Here is an 18,018-nt window from a genome sequence, read left to right as displayed (position 1 = left end):
GCGAGCGGTACTTCGGGCGTTACTTTTCACCCGTGGCGAGCTCGCCCTTGGTGGCTTGTTCTCCCTTCAGCACAACGCGATAGGGATTCTGGGAGCCGAAGTCGGTCACTGCCGAATAGGTGACCGAACCTTGTGCACTGACGCCTTTGGATGACGAGGCATCGATCGTGTGTACCTGGCCAGGGCCGATAACCAGGGCCTTTTCGAATTCTTTTCCGCTTGCAGCGAGTGCAACCAGCGTTACGTGATAGACGCTCGGATTGGCAATTCGAAGTTGGCCGTTGGTGTAGCTCCATTCGATGTTGCGGATGGCGTCGCTCAGCGATCCCGGCAACCCTTTGGGCCGGTAAAACACCTTGATTCGCTGCAAGACAGCGATCTGAAGGCTGGAGTCGCCGGCTTCTCGTTGAGGGATTTCCTGGACGTTGAGCCAGAACATGCTCTCTTTGTCTGTCGGTGCTCCAACACCTTCATAAAGAAGGCGGACGATCTGTTCACTGTCCGCTTTGACGCGGACAAGTTGCGGGGTGAGCGTGAAGTGCTTGACCGTTTCGGCGTCGGCGCCTTCGTCCAACCAAGACTGAACCAGGATATCGCCGCCCATGTTTCTCACGCTGAATGAAGCCTCCTTCTTTCCGTTCTCCAGGATCACCCGGGTTGAATTGAGGGCAATACTGGCGGAAGACAGTTGAGGCAGGACTGACATCACCAGAGCGATAGCGAAGGAAGTAAGTCGCGACATATTCCGAACCTTGAAACAAAAAGAGGCGGGCCTGTTCAGGCCCGCCCCGGGGCTTGTGTTACCGCAGTCGTTACGGGGTAACGATCACGAACGGCAGGGTGGCGTTAGCCGTACCGGCCTTGATGGCGCCGGTGGTCTTGACGTAGGCAGCGGCGAACTGAGCGCGGACCTTCTGGCCAGCCGTCAGGTTCTGTTCGAACAGCACGCCGTTGGTCAAATCGAACGCATCGGTGCTGTTACGATTCGGATAGACCGCGATGCCGAGACCACCTGCGAGGCCCTCGCCGCCGATGCCATCGTTGATCTTCAGGACTTTGTTGCCGGTTTCGAGATTGGAGGGGTTAGCAGCAAACGACATCTTGACGCCAGTCTCGGCACTGCAAGTGATCTCGAAAGTAGCTGCACCGAAATCGCCGCTCTGCGGAATTGCAGGAGTCGCCAGCGTGCTATTGGCCAAGTCAGTGGTGTTGACATCACCCATTTCGACCAGAATGGTCTTGGAGCCACCGGCCGAGCTCTGGACGTAGCAGGTGTCAGAGTTGACCTTGCCCTTGAACTCGATGTTGCCGCCGCCGATGACGTCGCCAGGGGCCGCCATGGCATTGGCGGCGGCGAAGGACAGGACAGCAGCTGCAACGGCAGTAATACGATTCTTCATGAGTTTGCTCACTAGTTGAGTTGAAGATGTTGTTGAACCCGAACCACGATCAGCCTTGAACTTCAGGACCGTTAATCGAGTGGCTCCACTTTAAGTTCGAGGGGGGCAGTCCCGTAATGAGACAAAAAGGGCAAGTTGCCGCGATTGATCTGATAGGAGGCATAAGATTGTTCTTACACCCCAGATCGACGATGCGTTCTGAGTCAAATGTGAGAGGTCAGGAGCGCATTAGATTTGTCAAAAAGCGATGGCTCGCTTGCGGGAAATTGGCTGGCTGTGGAAAGCTGTCCAAACCCTGCGACGTTGTGCAAAATGATGCGGCCAATGGCTATTTCTGAGGGTTAGGCGCGGGTGAGCGGCCTTACGAAGTCGGCACGGCGAGGGCGCTAATTGGCCGATACTGGATCTACAAGACCCGTTTGCCGCGCGGTCTGGCCAATTCGGGAAGCATCATGGCCTCCGCTCAGATAGTTCTGATACTTAGCGACCCGGCAACTGGGTAAAGTTCTAGCAAATTGGGCGGGTCTCACAGAGTCCGTATGGCTGTAATTGGCCCGCCTGCTCCTCATTTGCATCTGGATCCCGCCACTTCTATGAAAACTCTACTGCTGACACAGGTCCCTTCGGAATCGGGCCATATTGATTCACACCCATCCTGCGGCTTTCGCCTGGGTGGTCCGCGTCAGTTGCTTGCCTGCGCACGCGTTCTGATGTCGCTTCTTGTTCTTGCAGTGACGTTGCCTGCGCATGCAGAGTTGGATTTCGATGGCAGGAATCGTTTCATCTTTGAGGAGGGGCAAAAGCGGCTCTCCATCGTCATCTCCAACGTGGGAAAGCATCCGACACTGGCGCAAACGTCACTCGGATGGGGCGATGGGCACAAGGCAGAATTGCCTCTGGCCTTGAACAAGCCAATGTTGGTTATCCAGCCCGGAGAGAAAGGGGCTGTCGAGATCTTCTACGAAGGCCATGGATTTCCCAGCGATCGCGAGAGCTATCTGTTGCTTAGCGTGCTCGACCTTTCCCAGGCCCCACGTGACCCCAATACCGTACAGGTTGCCCTGCGGCATAATTTCAAGTTGTTCTTCCGCCCCAAGCTTGAGCAAACACCCCAACAGGCCATCGCTGGTCTCAAGTGGACAATTCAGGCGGGAGCATCCACTCCCACCATTGATAACCCCTCACCGTATTACGTCACCCTCAGCAATATTGGGCTGACGGACCAGGCTGGCAAGCAATGCGGAGAGGTAGTGGAACACCTGATGGTGGCTCCGTTCTCGCAATCGACATTGGTGAGCGAGGGATGCACCTCCCCTCTCCGGACCGCGAGCTACCAGTACGTGACAGATGGAGGGAACCTGCGCCCCTATCAGGTTCAGCTTTCGCCGGGCGCGACCAGCTTGGGCCATGCAGTGGAGTGAGCATCACTACAGATCGGCCCTTTGCATTCCCACCTGTGCTCGGTGGAACTATCGGGCCTGATGTTTCCTGCAAGATCTCTCGTGGCAAGTTTGCGGGTGGGTAAGCAGGTCCAGATCTCTTCCTCCCCGCTCGTCATAGGCCACCATCAGTGGCCCAATACGACCTCCTTCCCCTCCCCAGAGCATCACAGCTCTGCTCCCCGCTCCTTGACTGGTTGATAGATCAAGGACGTGATGGGTAGCCGCGGCGGGCACACCCCCCAAGCGCCTATGCACCAGGAAGGCCCGCCGTAGCTTCAGGCGCGACTTCAGTACTGACCGGAAACAATGCGGAGCCGCGCCACGTCGGATTGTTAGCCGCTTTTTGCGAGCGCCTGCGCCACGCTGACATCGTTGCTTGCCATTGCGGGCAGGTAGCGAACCCATCCGTACTCTCCGAATCAACGTGAGGCAAACCTTACCTTGGGCTCCATGAGGCATGTGGTCTCCATGGTTCCGGCCTCGGCCCGACAGTGCTCACAGGTTTGACCTCCAGACTGAGGCATCGACATGTGCTCTGTGAACGCGGGTCATACCCCCATGTGTTCTCTCGATCCGCGCCAGTTCTCGGGAACAACTCCCAGCGAACTGCGCGTGATCACTCTGGCTGTCCGCTTGGCCCTGGGAATGCTGGTGATTTCTGGTGCTGCCGTAGCGCAGGAATTCGATCAGAAGATCAACACGGACCGGACCACGACAGTGAGGTTGACCAAGCCTGGCACAACGGTCTTGGTCGAAACCGGGGTGACGATTACAACAGGGAAAGATGAGGCAATGGTGGGCGAAGCTGGCGACACCTGGGCGATCACCAATCGGGGAACAATCCAGTCTCTAGGCGAAACCGCCGTGCGGTTAAACGGTCCCGGCTCGGTCACCAATGAGGGGGTGATCAGCGGCTCCAACGGGATCGTCGGGATTGATGGCCTACGCGTGCGCAACACCTCCGGCGCGCGCATCGACGGATACACGGGCGTTGGTGGATCGGGGCCACTGCAACTGGACAACGCCGGCATCATTGACGGACAGTTCAATGGGGTTGCTTTCTCTCTGCCCAATCATGGTGATGGCGCTGATATCGTCAACAGCGGCGAGATCAGGGGAGGCTATACCGGGATTCGGCTCATTTCCGGGTCCGCGGCGACTGTTTCAAGCAGCCTGCACAACCAGCCTGGAGGCAAGATCCTTGGGACGCTGCCTTCTGGCGACGGCATTATGGTGCTTCACGGCACTAGCGTCGTGAAGAATGACGCCGACGCTACCATCGAGGGGCGCCGGTCAGGAATCGCTGGAACCGACCTGTTTACCGACCTCCATGTGATCAACGCTGGAACCGTGAAAGGTGGCGGTGCGGCCGGCATCTGGTCCTACGGTGGTGGCCCGATCTCCAACCTGGCTGGAGGGTACATTGGTGGCGCAGGCGGCGTGGCCTACGTACGCAGCATCTTCAACGTCAACAACGTGCTGTTCAATGCCGGGACTATTGAGGGCAACGGCACTCACTTCATTACCGGCACCGGTAAGGATGCGGGCTCAGCCACTGGCGTATACATCGGTGAGGTCTATCAGCCATCCGATACCGTTATACAGAATGATGCTTCCGGCTCCATTAAAGGCACTGCGTACGGTATCTACAGTCGGGGCAGCCTTGCTGAGTCGTACACGGGTTCGGGCAATCTGACCCGTAGGGACTCGGATGCAGGCCGGGTCATTGTGTCCAACTCTGGAACGATTGCAGGGCACACTGGCATCGCCCTGAATGGGGTCGATGGCGATGTGTTCAACTCCGGCATCATTGTCGGTCGTGGGGGCAATGCCATCGAGTTTGACCAGTTCAACCCCTTCTCCAACACCCTTACCCTGGATACCGGCTCGGTGCTGGTCGGAGATGTGCTTGGCGGTGCGGGTAGCAACACCCTCGTTCTGAAAGGCAGGAACACCGAGGATCTGTCCAAGTTCCACAACATGCAGCGCCTGTCCATGCAGGGCGAAGACTGGACCCTGAAGGGTATCGGAGGCTTCACGAACGGTACCTCTGTTACAAATGGCCGGCTGTTTGTAGATGGCAGCCTCACGTCTCCAACGGTCGTCGTGGACAGGGACGGGACACTGTCGGGGAGCGGCACCATCGTCGGCGACGTTAGGAACGCTGGCACTCTCGCGCCGGGTAGCCAGGGTGGTCCTGCAGGAACACTCACCATCGATGGAGACCTCACGCTCACCCACAGCTCTGTTCTGGAGTACAGGCTCGGCCAAGCCGGAACTGCAGGCGGCGCGCTCAATGACCTCACGGAGGTAAGTGGCAATCTAGTCCTGGACGGCACCCTCAACGTTTCGGTATCTGAAGGTGGCACCTTCGGCCCGGGGCTGTATCGCCTGTTCAACTACGGAGGCACGCTCACCGACAAGGGTCTGGTACTGGGCCGTACCCCCGAGGGCAGCGACAACAAGGTGATGACGGCGGTTCCAGGTCAAGTCAACCTGGTAAACCGCGCCGGACTGAACCTGACATTCTGGGACGGTGATGCGGGTCCGAAGTACAACGGCGCCGCAGACGGAGGGGATGGGGTCTGGCAAGCAGCAAGCGGCAACAACAACTGGACGGACGCCGCGGGTGCGGTCAATGACGCCTATGCCAGCGGCAGCTTCGCCACTTTCACTGGTACCGCCGGAGTTGTGAGCGTCGACAATAGCCTGGGCGACGTGGTTTCTTCCGGAATGCAGTTCGCCACCGATGGGTATCGTATCCAGGGCGACCCGATCAGCTTGGCGCCAATCAACAACATCCTTCGGGTGGGCGATGGGACGTCTGCCGGCGCTGGGTTCACCGCGACGATCGCTTCCGTACTGCGTAGTACAGGCGGCATCGAAAAGACCGACCTGGGCACGTTGGTCCTGGCTGGGGCCAACAGCTATAGCGGCGACACAACGATCAGCGAAGGCACCCTGCAGGCGGGCGCCACCAATGTCTTCGCGGCGAGTCGGCAAGTGAGCGTCAATCGTGCTGGAACGCTCGATCTCAACGACCATGATCAGATCGCCAACCGGCTCTCCGGCGAAGGCAGCGTGCGCCTGGGTAGTGCCACGCTCACGGCCAACAATGCGTCCAATGCTGAAAGTAGCAGTTTCAAAGGGACATTCAGCGGTGCGGGCACGTTGGTCAAGACCGGCGCCGGCGCTCTGGGATTGGCCGGTACGGGCTCGAAGATCGGGGCAGTAGAGGTTCGGGAGGGAACGCTGCGCTTCGAGCATGGTGGTGCATTCGTGACCACAGGTGATTTCACGACCTTTGGCGGGGCAACCACGGATCTCGGTGCTCAGGGGACGGCACTCGTGGTCGGCGGAAAATTCTCCCTGGCCGAAGGTTCCAACCTCGGAATCACGCTGGGGGCCTCCCCGGATATCACCGCCCAAACGGCCGAATTGGCGGGAACCCTCAGTATTCGGGGGTTCGACGCCGGCAGCACGCCGGTACGCGCCAGCACGGTGCAGGACAAGGCCTACACCGTGTTGCGCACTACGGGTGGAATCACCGGGGAATTCGCCAACAGCCCGCTGCAGCACGTGGGCCCGGACTACCTCCCCGCGATAGGCGCCGTGTCCGCGGACGGTAAGGACTACACCCTCGGGTTTCGCCTGGCGTGGACCCAGGGTGGCCAGGCGCTGGGAACTGGCAATTTCACGATGGCAGCCGACACAGCCTTTGACGTGGACGTCGCGTTGGCCAACCAGACGGGTTCGTTCGCCAGCGGCTGGGACGGCAAGAGCCTGACCAAGTCCGGCCAGGGGGTGCTGGTATTGTCCAACGCCGGCAACACCTACAGCGGAAGCACCACCGTCAAGGAGGGTGTGTTGCGCGCGGGTGCAGACAACGTGTTCATGGAGAGCAGCGATGTGGTCATCCATCGCGGCGCAACGCTTGACCTCGATGGGCACCAGCAACTGGCCAACCGGCTGACCGGTGCAGGAGCGATCACCCTGGGCAGCGCCATTCTGACGGCCAAGAACGCCACCGAAGCAGACAGCTCCGAATTCAGCGGTGCCATCTCTGGTAGCGGCGGTCTGACCAAGACTGGCGCGGGTACATTGACGCTCAGCGGAGCTACCCAGTACACCGGCGACACTCGGGTAGACAGCGGGAGTCTGGTACTCGACGGTCGTCAAGGAGGCGCCCGGCTGCGCAGCAACATCCTCGGCCTGCCCGGCAGCGCGCTACAGTTGCGTGGCGGCGCCCAACTGACCGGAAGTGCCCAATCGTTGGATGTCAGTGTGGACACGGCCAGCTCCTGGGCAATCACCTCGAGCTCTGTGGTCGGCAAGTTGAGTAATGCGGGGAAAATTGGGTTTACCGCCCCGCCGCTTCCGATGAGCGCCACTCGCTCTCTGACCGTGTCAAATCTGAACGGCCAGGGCGGCAGCATCGATTTGTACGCCGTGCTGGGCAACAGCAACTCGCTCACGGATCGGATCGTGATCGATGGAGGGAAGGCGACGGGGCTGTCGCTGTTACATATTCACAATGCTGGTGGCCTTGGGGATCTGACCACAGGCGCCGGCATCCCGGTAGTGATCACCTCAAATGGAGGCACAACCGAAGCCAGCGCCTTCGCCCTCGGGAGGCCGGTGCTGGCAGGGCCGTATAGGTACAACCTGCGCCGTGGCGGTAACGGTTCATCGGAGGACTGGTTCCTGGTCAGCGGGCGCGACGGCGCGGGTGGGGTCCGGCCGGACTACCGCGCGGAAACCTCGCTCTACAGTGTGCTGCCTGGGCAAGCCCTGCGGTATGGAGATGCCGTGTTGGGTACCTATCATGAGCGCCGCGGCATCAATGCCGACCTGGGGCTTGGACAGGATCAACGCGTGTGGATGCGGGCCATCGCCCAGAATGACCGCACTCGCGGCGCCGGAAATGGACTGCAAGGCCGCAGCGTAAGGAACGAAGCCAACAGCACTGCGCTGCAAATCGGAGGCGACTTCTACGGAAGCCAGAGCGGTGATTCGTCCATGCGTGCAGGTCTGTATGGGGCAATTGGTCAGAGTAAGGGATGGTCAGATCACGTCGATGCCGCAAGTACTCGTGCACGCGCCGGTGACAACGACTTTACCGGCCACAGCCTCGGGCTCTACGGCACCTGGCTGGACGGTCATGGTGGCTACCTCGACGCGGTCCTCCAAGGCACCTACTACGGAAGTAAAAGTCGCTCGAAAGAAGGTATGAAGCTATCCAGTGGTGGGTATGGGGTCGCAGCTTCGCTCGAAGCCGGTCGCCGCTACGAGTTGACACCAGGTCTGAATCTTCAGCCCCAGGTGCAGATGGTATTCCAGCACCTGAACCTGCGCGATGGGTCGGATGCTGCCAGTCGTGTGACGTTCCCCAACACCAATACCGCGCTGTTACGCGTGGGCGCGCGCCTGAACAAGGATCTGCAAGGTCCCGATCAGGTGCCTGGCACGGCCTGGGTGGGCACCGATCTGCTGCAACGCGTAGGTGATCGCACCCGTACACGCTTCAGTACGCCAAGCCAAGGTGATGTGGGCTTCAGCAACGATCTGCCCCGCACAGCACTTCGCCTGCAAACTGGCGTTGAAGGCCAGGTTCTCAAGAACGTGACGATCAATGCTCATATCGGTCTGGAGAAGAGCTTTGATGGCTCAGGCTTGACCAGCTTCAATGGTCAAGTTGGTTTGAACGTAGCGTTCTGATCCCTACCAGCGTCCAACAAGTGCCCCGAACGCTCAACGAGCAGTTCGGGGCGCAACCACGAGATCTATGTGCACAACCTGGCTGCCTGAGATGGGAGCCTTCTGCTCGCGGGCACAGCTAAATGCTTCGGGCATCAGTCGATCTATAGGCTTCAGCACCGCAATTGTGAGGTATCAGCCGTTTGCAGCTCGAAAGGCCTCTGCCATCCGATCTTGCTCACGCGCTGGTAGGCCCAGTCCTCTGGCCACCGTTCTCCATTGGCAAACGATCCCTTGGAACTCTTCGATGGTTTCATCGGCCTCGTTTAGATCCAATCGAAAGTACGCTGCGACTTCGCGGGCGAGCTCCAGATCTAACGCATTGTCCACTTCGGTGATGTTGAGCTTCAGGCCGTCGGCAAAGGGCACCGGGTTCATGTCGTAGGCTTCAGAGAGGCGCCACCCAGCTCCAGGTACCAGGATGAATCCGTGGTTGCGTAAGTGATCGTCCGTGTTGGAGACGAGAATGTTGAAAACGATTCGGGACCAAAGCTCGCGAAGATCTGCATTGGTCTGGGAGCCATGCCTGATAAGTACCTCAGCCAGTTCCAGGTAGCTGACTCCAGTCGACGCATCATCTCCATCGACATGACCGGTCATAGTCATTGCGGAAGCAAAGTGCAAACGTCGCCCGTCATCGGTGCGATCAAACCTGCGAACCATGAAGCAGTGGTGGTCACTCGCAAATTTCCGTGCTTCAGCGGCTGCGACATTCAGCCCACAACCTACTGCCAGGGCATTGACGACCATCTCCCATCCACCGACGTCATAGTCATCGCGAGTGCTCGGAAACTTGGCGATGTACAAGTGTCCCTGTTCATCGGCCACGCTTGCCTTGGGCCTAGCGCCACCCAGGGAGCCACCGGGAGCGATCAACATCCTTAGCCACTCCTGGCCTTGTTGAGCCTCGTTGTTCGGATCCTCCTCCAGCGCCCGACTTGCCTGTTCCAGCGCTCGAATCTCTGCAAAAGGAGGGGCCGCTAGTCCAGCCGTATCATCGAGAAATTCACCCTGATCTTCTCGCTTGTAGCGCAAGGCACCCACGCGATAGAGATCGTGCACGCCGAGCAGGTAGTCCGTTTCATACAGTCGAGTGCCGGCAGGCCGAATGCCTGTGCGGATATCCCGTGCGAGGCGACGGTCCATAAGCAGACGACCCCATCGATCGGGACTGGAGTCAGCGAACACACCGAACCTGTCTTGGGGCGCGGCGGGATACTGGGGGCCTTCGAATAGGAGGATTTTTGGGTCAAGAACCAGTTGGCCAATGACGGGGTCTGCAAGCGCTGCAGGGTCGTACTGAAATTCAAACGTCTCGTGCGCGCGAGTCCTACGGGAGTTCAGAAGGCCTATTCGTTGAGGTTGTGGCAGGCCATCCCAATCTGCATACACTCCGATCATCGTCATTTTTTGCTCCCTTCCTCTCTCTTCTTAGAAGAGGGTCTCAAGAGAGAAGCAAGACTCTTTGAAGTGTTTCGAGAGGTCCCAGCAGCGGTTCGGTCTGAGTCGACATGGGTACTGCTTGGCACATTGCCTCTGCTGCCTGACCTATTACCGCTCTCTTTGTGAGTGCTTGGTTTACTGACTATCCTTCCCTCGCGAGAATCACGAACTCTCTCCCCCACACCAGTTCTAGGACGGGCGGATGTTGGTGCGGCGCTAGCCTTCACAAGACGTGAATCCTGAAGCCGGCGACCAAGTTCATCATCAGCACCCAGCAAGGCGAGGTCTTTTTCAATGCCGAGGACTTGCATGACAGAGAGGTAGGCCCCCATGGTTACTCCAGGCCCACCCGATTCAAGAGAGCGCAGCGTCATCGGTGACATACCTGAACGCTCCGCCATCTGCTTGGCCGTGATCTTGCGACGCAGGCGCGCGAGTTTGAGCCGCTCACCGAATTCAGCGAGTAGCTTCTGGGTCGACGGCATTAGGGGGGCGGTCTTCTTCGCCATGGCGCTAATATTCCTGCACTTCTATGCTGATGTAGCCAAAATATTAGCACCCAAGCGGCTCGTATTCCACTGCTTCAGACCTCGGTCTTTGGTTAGAGACCGCCCCAAAGCGCTAATATTCCATCAAAGAAGTCGCAATAGTGTAAAAATATTGGCACTTTTTAGCGTGGAGTTGGTTCTCGGCGGTGCTGGTTTGCCCCCAACTGCGGATGTTGTTCGGATGCCGCTGCTGTGTGTGAATTCAAGCTTTCGGCTAGCCTCTGGGCAGGACGCCGGTAGTCTTCGGCACTAGGCCGAAACCATAGGACGCGCAGATGACTATTTCCCCAGGTTTGAAGCAGGTCACGCCCGAGAACTGGTTAGCACTAGATCCTGCATGGGGAGGTGTCTACATGCCCCATGAGGAGGGGGATGGTTCGGTCGAATGGATTCGCTATGTCATGGCAGTGACACTGGACTCGTCAGTCCCTGATGAAGTTCAAATCCTGTTCCGGACGGCCCAAGGTGCAATCACGTACGGACTACTTTTTTATCCGCTGATGACCTTGGGCTGCGATCAGTTGTTGCGATCAGTTGAAGCTGCTGCGCGTGCGAAATGTGTGCAGATGAACGCACCAGCGCAGCGCAGCTTTTCTGATGCGATCGCTTGGCTCGTTAAGCACAACATCATCGAGGACGCTGCCAAGCTGCGCTGGCAAAGCGTACGTCTCCTGCGCAACGAAGCTTCCCACCCTCGGCTCCAGCAGTTGTTCAACGTGGCCATGATGAAGGGGCAGCTTGAACTCTGTGTAGACTGCATCAACTCGATCTTCCCCGGAGAGGAATAGCTTTGAGTGACCTTTATCCTCCGGGACAGCCCCTGCAACTGACATTTAGGCGCTCGCCCTCACTGGACGAGCGTCGACATCAGGCGCACGCAAGATCGGATTTTGTTGCAGCGCCCCAAAAGAACGGACTAGAAGTTGTCCCGCAAGTATCGCGCACGACGTATGGAAAGAGAGCCATCACCGAGTAGAGGACGTTCCAGCACGCTGACGATATGGTCTGGAACACTAGGAATCTGCGAACAGCGCGTAGGCGGCTGATCTAGCTCCTCCAAGAACCCCACAGGAAGGCGCAGGACCAACCCGTGGCTGAGCGCCGTATCCATCGTTTTCTTACCGATGCTATCGACCAACCTCAAGAGTTGAGGGGCGACTTCTACCAAAAGCTCAACGCTATCTTCTCGCGTGTTTCCGTAAGAACTGCGGATCAGATTCGACATGGTCGTCATGCCTGGGCTTTCAGAATCGAATGTCAGGCTGAGCTCAGGTAGTCCCTCAGACTTAGGCACCGAAAATTGAGCGACGTAGCTGGGGCGCCCGGCACGGTCATATACCATTAGATCTCGAGCTACGACTTTGCCTAGGAGCTCTCGGGCTAGGGCGAGATTTGAAGTCTTCAAGACGAATGCGACTTCATCTGCGAGGTGTGTGAATTCAACCATCAACTCCTGCTGGATGTCGAAAGTAGTCGCAGGACGAACGAAGAGCAATCCTGGTTGACCGTCATCGCGAGGAGTGACTGGTAAGCCTTCGCCCTTCAGAAGGGACTGTCTAAGCGATTCGAAGTATTCGTTGAATTGACCTGGATGCCTCCGGGTCTCCAAGTCATACGCAATCCACTCAAGGCATACCGCGTGCTCGTCCAGCATCACAACGTGGCTGAAGTTGTCGTCGACCGCCGCCAACTCGATGTTGGAACCGTCCCCTGGATTCGCTTCAACTGGATAGCCAAAAACGACGTAACAATCATGGCCCACCAGGATGGCCGGTACCAACTCATCGTCCCCCGTGCGGTACTCAGCGACACCACCAGTTGCTAGAGCCACCTCAAACCACTCTTCGTGTCGCGCCATCTCTTCGGTGAGTTCGACGACAGGAAGCTGTACATCCTCTGCTTCCAGGTGCTCAAGAAAATTTAGAGCCGCCTGGTGCCATGCCACCGGGTCAGTCCAGACAACGCGGAGTTTGCCTTCGAACGGCTCAGCGTACTCACCGTGTGAGTGCAGTGGACCAAAGTCGTAATGCCCCGGCAAATACGTTCGTGTGCCGACCAACTTGAGGCGAGTTCCGTTGACTACCACCTCGGATTCCACCACCGCCCAAGGGTCAGGGCCAATATCCGCCGGGCGCCAATGCGGCATCGTGAGCGTAGTTAGCACGTCCTGAAGTGTTATCGGGCCAGACCTAATGGCAAAGACCTCTTGGACATGCTCCAGCAGGCCCGCCAGGTTTGTGTTGGTCAACATGTGCTGACTCAACGCCCGAGCAAGGTCCCGACAATTCTCATCGAAATACGAACGGGCTTTGGCGGATTGGGGTAAAGCGGCCAGCAACTGAACATGCTCGTCCGGATCTAAACTCTTCAAACGCCCTTCCAAATCACTCCAATCGGCACACCGATAGAAGGCCTTTGCCAAGATGGCTTTGGACGCAGTGATCGGTAGATCGAGCCTTGCCGAAAAACGCTTGGCCTGGCGATGGATAGTGTCGAGCTGGTGCCCGAGAAGTGCGGAATCGCTCATGGTTGTGTCCTCCATGCAATTTGCACCAGAGACGCCCATCCACCTTCCCTGGCGCTCGCACAGAGCTAAGCCTAGGGTTGAAAAAGCAGGTTGATTCCACTTCGCTGTGGCCCGATGGGCCCTAGGGATGGGCAGCGCGCCGACCATGCAACGGCGTGATCGGCAGTCTACACACAAGGAGGCCAAATCGGCCAGTAGGCACGTCACGAGCCAGGATGATGTGGGTTTCAGCAACGACCTGCCCCGCACAGCACTTCGTCTGCAAACCGGCGTTGAAGGCCAGGTTCTCAAGAACGTGACGATCAATGCTCATATCGGTCTGGAGAAGAGCTTTGATGGCTCAGGCTTGACCAGCCTCAATGGTCAAGTTGGCTTGAACGTAGCGTTCTGATCCAACCAGAATCCAACAAGTGCCCCGAACGCTCAGCGAGCAGTTCGGGGCACAACCACGAAATTTACGTGCGCAAACTAGCTGCCTGAGATGGGAACCTCAGAATGGTTCTTCGGCTCAGATGCGGATCGGCGATCCCGTGCTAACCAGGTCACGTGCGCCCGACCGTCTGGTGCCAAGTAGGCCATACCATAGGAGTCAACCCAAGCTGGGAATTCGGTCTCTGGCACACCTGGCCTTCGAATAGCTGCCTTTCGTTCACCGCGCAGCCACCACACCAATGAGCACTGGGTTTGCTCTAGTATCTCCATCAAGGCGTCGCGACGCGCGACGAGTGCGTTGCGCCCCATCAACCCGAATATGACCTGGTCTCCCGCACGAACTACGCCATGCTGGAGATCCAAAGATAGGCCCCAGTTCTGAAAGAGCAATGGTGTGGGAAGGATGATTTCCCCCTCCTCGTCCTGGCGATCGGGATTTCCACAGCGTCCGGCTAATGGCAACGTGTTTACCGGTAGGTCGGTACGGTCAAAATTTATATGTTCTTCAGGGTCAACCTGCAGGCCTGGCCACTCGGCGAGACGAGCATCCCAATCAGAGGGTAGATCGATCCTTCCCCAACCAAGAAAGTGCCGATTCTGCTCAGGATCTTCCAACGCCTGGAGCAATGCGGGAAGATCTTTCGATAGGACTAGGCCAGGAGTAAGTTGCAGCCAGATATCGACATCCTGCTCCATCCCTAGGCCCCATAGGCCTGGGACAAGCGGACGCTTCCAGACATGCTCGGCAACGACGCTGATCCATGGACCACTGCCCCACTCAGCAGGAACGGGAGGCTCTCGGTTGATAATGTCGATCGCTGGCAGGTCACCAATATCGCTTTCACCCCAACGCCTTATGGCGTCCATTTCCGCCGGTGGCCAGGCGGGTAGGCTCGGTATGCTCCAGAAGTCATTGGCGAGGGAGTTCACAGCCCCTTTTGAAGGAGCTGCTAGCCAGCGTGAAGGATCAAACAACTCGATGTAGCTGATCTGCACCGGCGAGTCATAGATCCTTGCTTGACGGCCTGAGCCGGGTGTCATCTGGTAGTTATCGGTAAGGAATGCCAGCATGGTTTGCCAACTAATCCATTGGTATTTCTTTCCGATCCGCTCTGTGATGCCAGGGAGTTCAATTCGGACATGAGAACGTGTGAAGGGCCCGGTGTCATAGTCGCTGAATCTCGCATCGGTCCAGCCAAGACGCAGGCAGTTCCATACGACAAAGCGTGAGGCCAAATCAATGTCGAAGATTCCTGATGGCGCCTGAGTCGGTCGTGCTCGTCTACTGGAGAAATCCCGAACCGGCTCGGCCGAACTTGAAAGGGGTTGCGACGAGAAGGGTTTGCCTCCAGACGTCCCCCCCATGACATAGCAGTAGAAATCACCATCTGTTGCCGAGCCCAGAATTCTGTAAAAGCCACCTGAAGAGCTTTGGGCACGTAGATCATCAACAGTGGGAAGGGAATTTAGGGGCAGGCTACTTCGGTACGGTGGCCGTACGGTCGACAGGTCTATACCTGTGATCCATCCGTTTTCAGCGGCCACTTCAATGATTCGGCGCGCGTAGTGGCGGATCGTTAGGTGGCAGTGCGGAACCTCCGGTGCAAATATCGCTTCCTGGACCTGGTGAGCGGCCTGCGTGCAGGCGTCTCGATGCCCCCCATGGATGAGTACACCCCATGTCGCAGCCAGAACACTTTCCAGGATGTAGTCGTCATTGACGTGTAGGAATTCGTCGAGTATGACCGAGAGCACGCTTGGGCAGGCGACAAGTATGCGAGCCAGACCTCTGATGGCATCGTCGCGCAGTTGCTGCTGGGAGCTCGCGCTCGCCCATGCGAGTAGTCGGGCTGAGACCAGAGCAAGCCCGGCGTCAATACCTGATAGATCCGACACCTTCGCCCAGCGCACGACCCCAGACAGATTAGAGCCCTCTTCAAACCAGGGATCGGTCAGTCTGATCGTCCAAAACGCATCACGAGCCCCTACACAGTGCATCCGCTGTAGTCGGGGATGCAGGTAGCGCTCCATCGCAAATGGATGACCAGGAATGAGGGCGAGGCGAATCAGCTCGTCAAGATCATCATTGCGTGCAAGGCGTGCTCCAAGCCGTCGATACATCGCCCACAACGCGGGCCTGTCGCCGGCGAACTCAAACGGAGCGCATCGCCATCTCATGCTATCGACGAAGGCCCGGCAGAGTTGCAAATCGCTTAGGACCTCCTCTTTGCTCCGGGGCTGGGCCTCCGCGATCAAACTGGGCAGTTCAATCCCGGCAGTCTTTGGCACCGCCAGGCACAACGCCGTCAATAAGCCAGCCCTGCGCGACGACAGAGCAACACTATCGTGTCCCGGAACAGCAAGCCATGAGAGCTTACCGCCAGGTGCGATCGCCTTCCTGAGCGCCTCTCGTCGGGGTTCCTGATCAGAGTGATTTTCAAACAGCTGATTCAGCAATCGATCAGCAATGAAGGTATCAGACAATCGCTCAAAGCCGAACTCGACAACCTCATCGTCGTCATCGATACGCGTCATCAATGCTCCTGCTGAGCACAGGAAGCCTACGAGTTCATCGTTGCCCGCGGTAGCTCGAGCAATCTCATCGGCAATGCTGCGTGGAAGCTCATACTTGTTGGCCTCCAGCATTGCTCCCGCAATCTTGTTCAGGATTCGCCTGACTGGTTTGGCCCGAGATGGGTCGAGTGCAAATCGTCCTTGAGCGTCGGCCTCCAGACGGGAAATCCATGCGCCCCAGACATCTAGCCAAGATGGTAACCAATGTGAGGGAGAGGGACGCCCGACAAGGCTCTTCACCAGCAACTGGACGTAGAGCGGGTTGCTGAGTTCGCCAATCAACGGAGCTACCGGAGCCTTGACCCCGTAGTGCGCGCAGTAAGCTTCCATCGCTTCGGGCTCGATACCCGAAAAGCCGTGATGTTCTAGCTCCGTCCATAGTGGACGAGCAGGGTCGACCTCAGGAAGAACGTGGGCCTTGTAGTCGGATCTCACGCTCAGGGCCAACGTCAGGTGCGGGCGCTGAAGAATATCAACGATCAGACCATTGAGTTCGTTCTTCCAACGAGTGCGATTCGGTGTCTCATTGAGTGCGTCGATCATGATCAACGCGCGCTGCCCAGACTCGGCAGCAGCTTGTTCCAGGGCATTGAGCATCTCATCGAAGGACGCTTCCGCATATCCCCAGCTTTGCGCCAGGGCTGTTCGAAGATCCGTGCCGCTCGCCAGTGTCTGTCCAAGCGTGCCAAGGGCAATTCCGCCGGAAGCCAGAACGCTTTGTACTTCATGAACCAGCGTGTGGGTCTTACCTTGACCCGCGGGGCCGGTGACGACCAGAACCCGCCGCGCGGCAATCGTCGAATTGAGCTCATTGGCCTCTAGTACGTCTTGTACTTTGGCGATGATATCGCGCACCCGATGTATGGTCAGGCCAGAGGGATGCTGGCTTCCATTGTCGATTGAACGTTCCAGCCTCCTCGCCGCGGCGTAAACGCCAGTCTGAGTTTGCTCGATACGTGTCGGGTTAGGACAACTGAAGGGGCACTTACGGAGATCCCTTGCAAGCTGGCGCATCTCTTCGAGGAATGGCTCAAACTCGGGGTACTGGATCTCCTCCCAAAGTGCGCAGAGTTTGTGATCAATCTCTTGGACAACGCAATCGCGGATCAGAAGCCAATCGAAGTAGCTGCTCGCATCTGACTCAACGTGCGACTCGCGTGTGTAACGAGGGCCAGCATCGCTCTGTAGTCGTTGGGCTTTGCTCTCTAGCCAGTCCCGAAGGGATTGCTTTGCGCGCGGGTGCGACTTGCTCAGGATCACCCGAAGGTGTCCTGCCAGTTGGCTTGCGAAGCTGGCTGTATCGTCAAAGTAGTTGACCGAACCCACCCACTGGCCCTGATCTCTGAACGGGGGAGAGTCGAAGAAGGTATTCAGTCGACGTAGCTGTTCTGCATCACTTGTGGCCGGGGAAGGATCGCGCAGTCGATAGACATAGACTTCTGGTGATTTTCCACCCAAGCGTCTGGCCTTCCAGGCTCTGTCAAATTCGTACTCGCTTCCCGATAGAAATGGCGCGCCGTTGTCTTTACGAAACTCGTTGGCTGGAATCGGGGAGCCGAACCGGCTGCGGAAGATGCCGATGTAGACATCGCACGCCTCTGGCACTGGCATGCGATCGTTGACTGAAACCTGAGGGGAAGCGAGGGCATCGAAGGGAACACCCGCGCCCCAATCCCAGGCAACGACCTCTAGCCGTGCAAACTGCGTGATTAGCGGATCGGCGTTCAATTGCTCGATGATGGTAAAAGCGGCGGCCCGTTCGGCCTCACAGTCACCAGGAGAGGACAAAAAGATTCGGAATGTGCGCATGCTTGGACTACCTGGGACGGCTTTCGTAGTGGACCGTCATGCAAGGAGTTGGTACGGAGAAACCGTGCTGGTATTACGCACGGATG

General features: G+C 57.9%; 10 protein-coding genes. 4 read left to right on the top strand and 6 right to left on the bottom strand.

Translation table 11 applies throughout. From position 1 onward, the window contains the following. Window positions 1-19 precede the first annotated feature (19 nt). Both PVZ78_RS30145 and PVZ78_RS30140 read right to left on the bottom strand, forming a co-directional pair. On the bottom strand, window positions 20-742 hold the full coding sequence (locus PVZ78_RS30145) for a fimbrial biogenesis chaperone (RefSeq protein ID WP_273829699.1): 723 nt from the start codon (window positions 740-742) through the stop codon (window positions 20-22). 70 nt (window positions 743-812) lie between these two features. Beyond that, window positions 813-1,400, bottom strand: coding sequence for a fimbrial protein (locus PVZ78_RS30140; protein WP_273829698.1), 588 nt, complete (start codon window positions 1,398-1,400; stop codon window positions 813-815). A gap of 593 nt (window positions 1,401-1,993) precedes the next feature. Between PVZ78_RS30140 and PVZ78_RS30135 the strand changes: the two genes are divergently transcribed. Both PVZ78_RS30135 and PVZ78_RS30130 read left to right on the top strand, forming a co-directional pair. Continuing rightward, window positions 1,994-2,821, top strand: coding sequence for a fimbrial biogenesis chaperone (locus tag PVZ78_RS30135; RefSeq protein WP_273829697.1), 828 nt, complete (start codon window positions 1,994-1,996; stop codon window positions 2,819-2,821). 579 nt (window positions 2,822-3,400) lie between these two features. Next, window positions 3,401-8,560, top strand: a complete 5,160-nt coding sequence (locus tag PVZ78_RS30130; RefSeq protein WP_273829696.1) for an autotransporter outer membrane beta-barrel domain-containing protein — start codon at window positions 3,401-3,403, stop codon at window positions 8,558-8,560. 174 nt (window positions 8,561-8,734) lie between these two features. Here the strand turns inward: PVZ78_RS30130 and PVZ78_RS30125 are convergent, their stop codons facing one another. After that, window positions 8,735-10,006 carry a type II toxin-antitoxin system HipA family toxin gene (locus tag PVZ78_RS30125; protein ID WP_273829695.1) on the bottom strand — a complete coding sequence of 424 codons (1,272 nt, stop codon included), beginning with the start codon at window positions 10,004-10,006 and terminating at the stop codon, window positions 8,735-8,737. After that, a complete protein-coding gene (locus PVZ78_RS30120) occupies window positions 10,003-10,551 on the bottom strand; it encodes a helix-turn-helix domain-containing protein (protein ID WP_273829694.1) in 549 nt (182 codons plus the stop codon). Before PVZ78_RS30120 ends, PVZ78_RS30125 begins: the two co-directional genes overlap by 4 nt. 314 nt (window positions 10,552-10,865) lie before the next feature. On the opposite strand from PVZ78_RS30120, the gene PVZ78_RS30115 reads away from it, so the two are divergent. Then, entirely contained in the window at window positions 10,866-11,378 is a 513-nt protein-coding gene (locus tag PVZ78_RS30115) for a hypothetical protein (protein ID WP_273829693.1), read from the top strand. 128 nt (window positions 11,379-11,506) lie between these two features. On the opposite strand, the gene PVZ78_RS30110 is transcribed toward PVZ78_RS30115, so the two are convergent. After that, window positions 11,507-13,117, bottom strand: a complete 1,611-nt coding sequence (locus tag PVZ78_RS30110; RefSeq protein WP_273829692.1) for a hypothetical protein — start codon at window positions 13,115-13,117, stop codon at window positions 11,507-11,509. A gap of 127 nt (window positions 13,118-13,244) precedes the next feature. Between PVZ78_RS30110 and PVZ78_RS30105 the strand changes: the two genes are divergently transcribed. Next, the gene (locus PVZ78_RS30105) at window positions 13,245-13,508 is read left to right on the top strand and encodes an autotransporter outer membrane beta-barrel domain-containing protein (protein WP_337960409.1); all 264 of its coding nucleotides are present in this window, start codon (window positions 13,245-13,247) and stop codon (window positions 13,506-13,508) included. 77 nt (window positions 13,509-13,585) lie between these two features. Here the strand turns inward: PVZ78_RS30105 and PVZ78_RS30100 are convergent, their stop codons facing one another. After that, window positions 13,586-17,932 carry an ATP-binding protein gene (locus PVZ78_RS30100; protein ID WP_273829690.1) on the bottom strand — a complete coding sequence of 1,449 codons (4,347 nt, stop codon included), beginning with the start codon at window positions 17,930-17,932 and terminating at the stop codon, window positions 13,586-13,588. Window positions 17,933-18,018 lie beyond the last annotated feature (86 nt).

The sequence above is a fragment of the Pseudomonas sp. SBT1-2 genome, assembly GCF_028640875.1.
Lineage (GTDB): Bacteria > Pseudomonadota > Gammaproteobacteria > Pseudomonadales > Pseudomonadaceae > Aquipseudomonas > Aquipseudomonas chlororaphis_I.
Note: the sequence above shows the minus strand (reverse complement) of the source record. Positions and strands in the feature narration are given on the sequence as shown.

Bases quoted from the DNA above. Each gene is read 5' to 3' on its own strand.
- PVZ78_RS30145 (WP_273829699.1), bottom strand. From the start codon at position 742: ATGTCGCGACTTACTTCCTTCGCTATCGCTCTGGTGATGTCAGTCCTG.
- PVZ78_RS30140 (WP_273829698.1), bottom strand. From the start codon at position 1,400: ATGAAGAATCGTATTACTGCCGTTGCAGCTGCTGTCCTGTCCTTCGCC.
- PVZ78_RS30135 (WP_273829697.1), top strand. From the start codon at position 1,994: ATGAAAACTCTACTGCTGACACAGGTCCCTTCGGAATCGGGCCATATT.
- PVZ78_RS30130 (WP_273829696.1), top strand. From the start codon at position 3,401: ATGTGTTCTCTCGATCCGCGCCAGTTCTCGGGAACAACTCCCAGCGAA.
- PVZ78_RS30125 (WP_273829695.1), bottom strand. From the start codon at position 10,006: ATGACGATGATCGGAGTGTATGCAGATTGGGATGGCCTGCCACAACCT.
- PVZ78_RS30120 (WP_273829694.1), bottom strand. From the start codon at position 10,551: ATGGCGAAGAAGACCGCCCCCCTAATGCCGTCGACCCAGAAGCTACTC.
- PVZ78_RS30115 (WP_273829693.1), top strand. From the start codon at position 10,866: ATGACTATTTCCCCAGGTTTGAAGCAGGTCACGCCCGAGAACTGGTTA.
- PVZ78_RS30110 (WP_273829692.1), bottom strand. From the start codon at position 13,117: ATGAGCGATTCCGCACTTCTCGGGCACCAGCTCGACACTATCCATCGC.
- PVZ78_RS30105 (WP_337960409.1), top strand. From the start codon at position 13,245: ATGGGCAGCGCGCCGACCATGCAACGGCGTGATCGGCAGTCTACACAC.
- PVZ78_RS30100 (WP_273829690.1), bottom strand. From the start codon at position 17,932: ATGCGCACATTCCGAATCTTTTTGTCCTCTCCTGGTGACTGTGAGGCC.